Origin of the sequence: Anoxybacillus sp., assembly GCF_036834105.1 — a bacterium.
In the GTDB taxonomy this organism is placed as follows: Bacteria; Bacillota; Bacilli; order Bacillales; family Anoxybacillaceae; genus Anoxybacillus.
In genome coordinates, this window is sequence record NZ_DAITON010000127.1 from 1 (window position 1) to 6,253 (window position 6,253).

Genomic DNA, 6,253 nt, shown 5'->3' on the forward strand with positions numbered 1-6,253 from the left:
TCGTCCAACCGTCTCCAGCTGTTTCGCCTGCTCGAGCGCACGAGCGACTTTCTCTCCTTCATCCGCTGGTAACGTACGAGTGAGTTCTCTCACTTGGGGCTCCACTGCTTTCATCGTCGGCGCACTTTCTGCTTGCTTACGCACGTCAGTGACCTGCTTTAACTGCGATTCTTTCGCTTCTACTGCCGTTGTCGGCGCATTCGCTCGAACCACTTCTTTTGCTGTACGCACGACGTCCGCAACCGCTTCTTCTTCCACCGTACGTAACCCCTGCACCAACTGTTGTCGGGCTTCCACACTTCGTCCAACCGTCTCCAGCTGTTTCGCCTGCTCGAGCGCACGAGCGACTTTCTCTGCTTCGTTCGCTGGTAACGCTCGAACGACTTCTCTCACTTGCGGCTCCACTGCTTTCATCGTCGGCGCGCTTTCCGCTTGTTTCCGCACTTCAGTAACTTGCTTTAACTGCGATTCTTTCGCTTCTACTACCGTTGAAGGCGCATTCGCTCGAACCACTTCTTTTGCTGTCCGCACGACATCCGCAACCGCTTCTTCTTCCACCGTACGTAACGCTTGCACGAACTGCTGACGGGCTTCCACACTTCGTCCAACCGTCTCCAGCTGTTTCGCCTGCTCGAGCGCACGAGCGACTTTCTCTCCTTCATCCGCTGGTAACGTACGAGTGAGTTCTCTCACTTGGGGCTCCACTGCTTTCATCGTCGGCGCACTTTCTGCTTGCTTACGCACGTCAGTGACCTGCTTTAACTGCGATTCTTTCGCTTCTACTGCCGTTGTCGGCGCATTCGCTCGAACCACTTCTTTCGCTGTCCGCACGACATCCGCAACCGCTTCTTCTTCCACCGTACGTAACGCCTGCACGAACTGCTGACGAGCTTCCACACTTCGTCCAACCGTCTCCAACTGTTTCGCCTGTTCAAGCGCGCGAGCGACTTTCTCTGCTTGTTCTGTTGGCAACGTACGAACAACTTCGCGTACTTGGGCTTCCACCACTCTCACATTTGGGGCACTTTCTGCTTGCTTCCGCACCTCGACCACTTGTTTCAGCTGTGTTTCTTTGGCTTCCAACGGTGTGGACGTTGGCGCATTCGCTCGAACCACTTCTTTCGCTGTCCGCACGACGTCCGCAATCGCTTCTTCTTCCACCGTACGTAATGCTTGCACCAACTGCTGACGAGCTTTGACACTTCGTCCAACCGTCTCCAGCTGTTTCGCTTGGTCAAAAGCGCGAGCGAGCTTCTCTCCCTGTTCCACTGGCAATGCTCGAACGATTTCTCTCACTTGCGCCTCCACGGCTTTCACATTCGGATCGCTTTCTGCTTGTTTTCGTAAATCAACCACTTGTTTTAGCTGTGCTTCTTTTCTTTCTAACGGCAATGTTGACTTACTCGGTTGGTCTCCTACCGTACGCAATGCTTGAATAAGGTCGTTTTTTGCTTTTTCTCCTAATTGTTGTACACGTTCAACGGCTTCATATAGTTCCTTCGATTCGATGCGTGGTAAAACCGTTTCTTTCAGCTGACGAACCGCATCTTCGACATGGCGAGCGTTGCGAACGATGCGTTTCGCTTCATCGATGACTTGCTTTTGTGAAGGTGAGGCCGATTGTACCGGAACATCTTCGTTTTTCTCTACAGAAGCAAACGCTTCAAGCAATCTTTGTTTAGCACGAAGTGGTTGACCTGAGCGATACAACTGTTCTGCCTCTTGTAATGCTGGCCCGAGCGTTTGACGAACGACGTCGCTTCCTTTTGCTATAGCGATCGCTTTGGCGACAATCGGCTCGCGTTCAATTTGTTGACGAATGATTTGCAACTGTTTCTCTTGCGTCGTTGCCCGTTCTGTTTGTACGTCATTCGTTTTCTTTTCGTTCACTTCTGCCATAGCGACCGCTTGCATAATGCGGCTGCGGGCAAACGATTCATGACCTCTCTCTTTCATTACAGTCGCTTCACGAACAGCTTTCGCAATCTCCTCATGCCCGTTTTCTTCGGCAAACTGTTTCGTCCATTCGATGACGCGGTCTATATTTTTTTCTTGTTGTAACTGTGTACGTAATTCGCTAATCGTTTGCGACGGTTGTTTGGCGATTGGAGTAAATGAAAAATGTGCGTCAATGGCGCGCACGATATCATGTAGCGATGCACTTAACGGCTTGCCGTGGAGCGCCTCATGAACCGCTTGTAACTGCTTTACTGTCATATCAAGCTTTTTACTTGCGGCAATTTGAATCGTTTCTAACTTTTGTTCAACCGTTCCTTTCCCTTCTGCTAAAAATGTGCGCAATGCCTCTACCGTTTCGCGAGTGAGCGGCAGTTGCTTTTGAGCAACGATCGTTGCCGCTTGGCGAAGTTCAGGCGTTTCAAACGTTTCAAATGATGATGTGGAAGGAGGTGTCACAACCTTCCCTTCGACCACTTCTCCATTCCCACCTGTCACTTGCACTTTCACTCTCCCAGAAGGCGGCACGTCTCCTTCAAAACGAAACCGAATATCCACCCCTCGCAATTGCACGATCGCTTCTTTTTCACTTACTTGCTCTTTCACGACCGCTTCATACACATCTCCGGCTTTTAAAGTCACAGTCGTTGACGATGAGGATGCCGAGCGATAATGTCCGTATCCGCGAATTTCCATAACGACCCATCTCCGTTCTCCAATATTCCTACTTTTTATATCGACCATCGTTGCGCACTTTTCAATGGGATTTTGTTCCCAACTATGAACGGATAAGAGTAAACGAACAAATATCGCGCGCACCTGCGTCATACAGAAGTTTTGCTGCTTCGTGCACCGTTGCGCCTGTCGTGTAAATATCATCCACAATCACAATGCGCTTTTCTGCCACATTTTCTCCGGTGAGACAAAACTTCCGTCCAGTGAAACGTTCACGTCTCGTTTTTTTCGATTGTTTTTCATCATCGATACGTCGCAAAGCAAAAATCATCGGCAATGGCAAAAGGGAAGCGATCGCCTCCGCTTGATTAAATCCGCGTTCAGCTAGTCGAGAAGGGCTAAGAGGAATGGGCACGAGGCATACATCGGAAGAAAAATGTTTAGAAAAAACGGCGCGAACATCGTGACGAAACGCTTCAATAAGTGCATAATCGCCGCGAAATTTAAAACGATTCATCACTTCTTTCATCCAATCATTGTACATATACACCGAGACATTTTGTTTTAAAACACTTTTTCGTTTTTCCCACGCGATGCAATCTTCACATACCGCCTGATCAATTAAACGGCTACATCGCTCACAACGATTCCCTTCTAAACGAATAAAACGAGCGCGGCAACGCGGGCAACAAACATCCTCTTGCCGAAGCGTCAAAAAGATCGAAAAAGACATTTTCGGCATCCAATCATCATGACAAATGACACATTTCATTCGTCAAGCAACCCTCGCTTTCGTGCTTCATCGTTCATACGTACAATATGGCGCTTTGCTTTAACCATTGCTTTCGTTTTTCCAAAATGAAAAAAGCGAATATCACCTGTCGGATATTGCGCACTTCGCCCGACTCGTCCAGCAATTTGTACGAGCGCACTTTCTGTAAAAATCGGTTGTTCTGCACCGAACACAGCGACGTCAATGTTTGGCACAGTCACCCCACGCTCTAAAATCGTCGTTGTGACGAGAATAGGAATGTGTCCGCGACGAAAAGCGAGCACTTTTTCTTTTCGTTTCGGATCTTCAGCATGCACCCCTTCAATGAGAGGATGAAATTGTTGTAAGTACGGGACCACTTGTTGTAAAAATTCGATGTGAGGGACGAATAAAAAGGCTTGCTTCTTTTGTGATAAACGTGCATGGAGCCATTGAATGACACATAGCGGTAAACGGTGGTGGCGCCACTTTTTTTGCCAATTGCCGCACCATTCGAATGTAGGGACAGGGAGCGGATGACGATGATAACGGGCTGGGATCATGACCGCTTTCCGTTTTCCACTTTTTACTTCATGTTGCCATTGCTCGTTTGGGGTTGCAGTTAAATAAATGAGTGAAGACGTCGGTTTTCGGGCACGTTCAACGGCGTACGAAAGCATCGGATCAACGCTATACGGAAACGCATCGACTTCATCAACAATCATGACATCGAACGCCCGATAATACCGAAGCAATTGATGCGTCGTTGCCACCGTCAATGAAGCAAGTTTGCCACGGTCTTGACTACCGCCATATAATGCCGCCATATCGACCGATGGAAATACGCTCGCCAAGCGCGGAGCTAGCTCTAACACGACATCTGTGCGCGGAGCGGCGATGCAAACGCGCTTTCCGTGCGACAGCGCCAGATCGATTCCCGCAAATAACACTTCCGTTTTTCCTGCACCACATACGGCCCAAACGAGCAATGAGTCGTTTCGATCAATCGCCTGACACACTTCGTCGGAAGCAAGTTGTTGGGCTGGGGATAGTTTACCGCTCCATTTCAGCGGTGAAGAAAAAGAGGTGGAGGGAATTGGACCAGTCCATATGACGAGCGGATTGCATTCGCTACATCGTCCCATCGTGACACATTTTCGACAATACGTACATATACGTCCACAACGAGCGCACGGAAAAGACGCAAAAAGTTGTTGATCTTCGTTGTCGCATCGCACACAGCGATACCCTTTTTTCGTTTTGACGATACTTTCTACAACTTGAACATACTTCTCATCATAAGGAAAAGAAAGTCCAGACTTTAGCAGCTGTTTGCCTGCCATATACAAACGAATCACCCCACTAAAAAAGAAGTGGACGAGTCGTCCACTTCTTCTATTCGCGCTAATCAAAAAAATTCCTGTTTATTTTTTATACCAACCGAATCCCATTGCCCCTTCACCTAAATGTGTGCCGATGACCGGACCGAAATAACTAAGGAAAAATTCAACGTGCGGGTATTGTTGTTCAAGCTTTTCTTTCCATGCACGCGCTTCTTCTTCACGATTCGCATGAATGATGACCGCACGCATCGGAACGCCGAGCATCGCATCTTCCGCAAATAGCTCTTCTATTCGGCTTAACGCTTTTTTACGTGTACGAATTTTTTCAAACGGCACGATCACTTTATCAACGAAATGTAAAATCGGTTTTACCTGCAGAAGGCTGCCGATAAACGCTTGTGCGCCACTTAATCGACCACCGCGCTGCAAATGCGATAAATCATCGACCATAAAATAAGCGCGCACCGATCGTTTCATTTCATCTAGCTGCGCAATAATCGCCTCTGGATGCATACCTGCTTGCGCCATTTCTGCCGCTTCCATCGCATAAAATCCTTGCATCATGCAGCTAATTTCCGAATCATATGCATACACGCGAATACCTTCAACCATTTGACCCGCGGAAACGGCTCCTTGATACGTTCCGCTAATGCCGCTTGATAAATGAATGGAAATGACCGCATCGTATTGTTTCGCAAGCTGTTCGAACGTTTCAACAAATAGTCCAATCGGCGGCTGTGATGTTGTCGGCAGTTGTTCGCTCGTTTTTACTTTGTCAAAAAAATCTTCTGCGCTTATATCGATTTCTTCTCGATACGTCTCGGTTCCAAAGACAACACTTAAAGGAATGATATGTATATTCAACTGTTCACGAATATGCTTCGGGATATATGCAGTACTATCTGTTAAAATCGCCGTTTTCATCGCCTATACCTTCCTTGTCCAAAATTTTTCCTACTTGCATTGTACTATATTATAACTATCCTTGCATTGAAAAAGGTTGTCGAATCGATTCGACAACCTTATTTCACTTCTACCCAGCCATTTTTAATCGCAACGACAACGGCTTGCGTTCGGTCGTTAACATTTAATTTTTGCAAAATATTACTTACATGGTTTTTCACCGTTTTTTCGCTAATAAATAGCGCATCGGCAATGCCTTTATTGCTTTTTCCGTCCGTCAACAACTGCAACACTTCGCATTCGCGGCGCGTCAATAAATGGTACGGTCGGCGTACGTCTTGCTTTTGCTTCTCTTGTCCCATCGATTCCCCTGCAACGAGGCGACGATATTCTTTCACAAGATTATGCGTCACTTTCGGATGCAAGTACGAACCGCCTTCTGCCACAACACGAACCGCTTCAATTAAGGCGTCTGCATCCATTTCTTTTAACAAATATCCCATCGCCCCCGTTTGCAACGCATGCATGACGTAACTTTCATCATCATGAATCGATAAAATGATCACTTTTGTATCCGGATACGCTTCAATGAGCTGACGAGTCGCCTCGACACCGTTTACATGCG

The 6,253-nt window shown here is 47.5% G+C and carries 5 protein-coding genes; all 5 read right to left on the bottom strand.

Annotated features, from left to right (window positions below):
• Nucleotides 1-2,784, bottom strand: a 2,784-nt coding sequence (locus V7Z64_RS10965; protein WP_334110408.1) for a metal-dependent peptidase, incomplete at its 3' end; no start/stop codon positions are given.
• Nucleotides 2,735-3,403, bottom strand: coding sequence for a ComF family protein (locus V7Z64_RS10970; protein ID WP_021095712.1), 669 nt, complete (start codon nt 3,401-3,403; stop codon nt 2,735-2,737). The genes V7Z64_RS10970 and V7Z64_RS10965, both read right to left, overlap by 50 nt.
• Nucleotides 3,400-4,740 carry a DEAD/DEAH box helicase gene (locus tag V7Z64_RS10975; RefSeq protein WP_334110414.1) on the bottom strand — a complete coding sequence of 447 codons (1,341 nt, stop codon included), beginning with the start codon at nt 4,738-4,740 and terminating at the stop codon, nt 3,400-3,402. The genes V7Z64_RS10970 and V7Z64_RS10975 overlap by 4 nt, the downstream gene beginning before the upstream one ends.
• Nucleotides 4,741-4,806: 66 nt before the next feature.
• Entirely contained in the window at nt 4,807-5,649 is an 843-nt protein-coding gene (locus tag V7Z64_RS10980) for a DegV family protein (protein ID WP_021095710.1), read from the bottom strand.
• Between the two features lie 98 nt (nt 5,650-5,747).
• The coding region (locus V7Z64_RS10985) for a response regulator transcription factor (RefSeq protein WP_334110412.1) at nt 5,748-6,253 on the bottom strand (506 nt) is incomplete at its 5' end.

Coding starts and splice junctions, on each gene's coding strand:
- V7Z64_RS10970 (WP_021095712.1), bottom strand. CDS start 3,403: ATGAAATGTGTCATTTGTCATGATGATTGGATGCCGAAAATGTCTTTT.
- V7Z64_RS10980 (WP_021095710.1), bottom strand. CDS start 5,649: ATGAAAACGGCGATTTTAACAGATAGTACTGCATATATCCCGAAGCAT.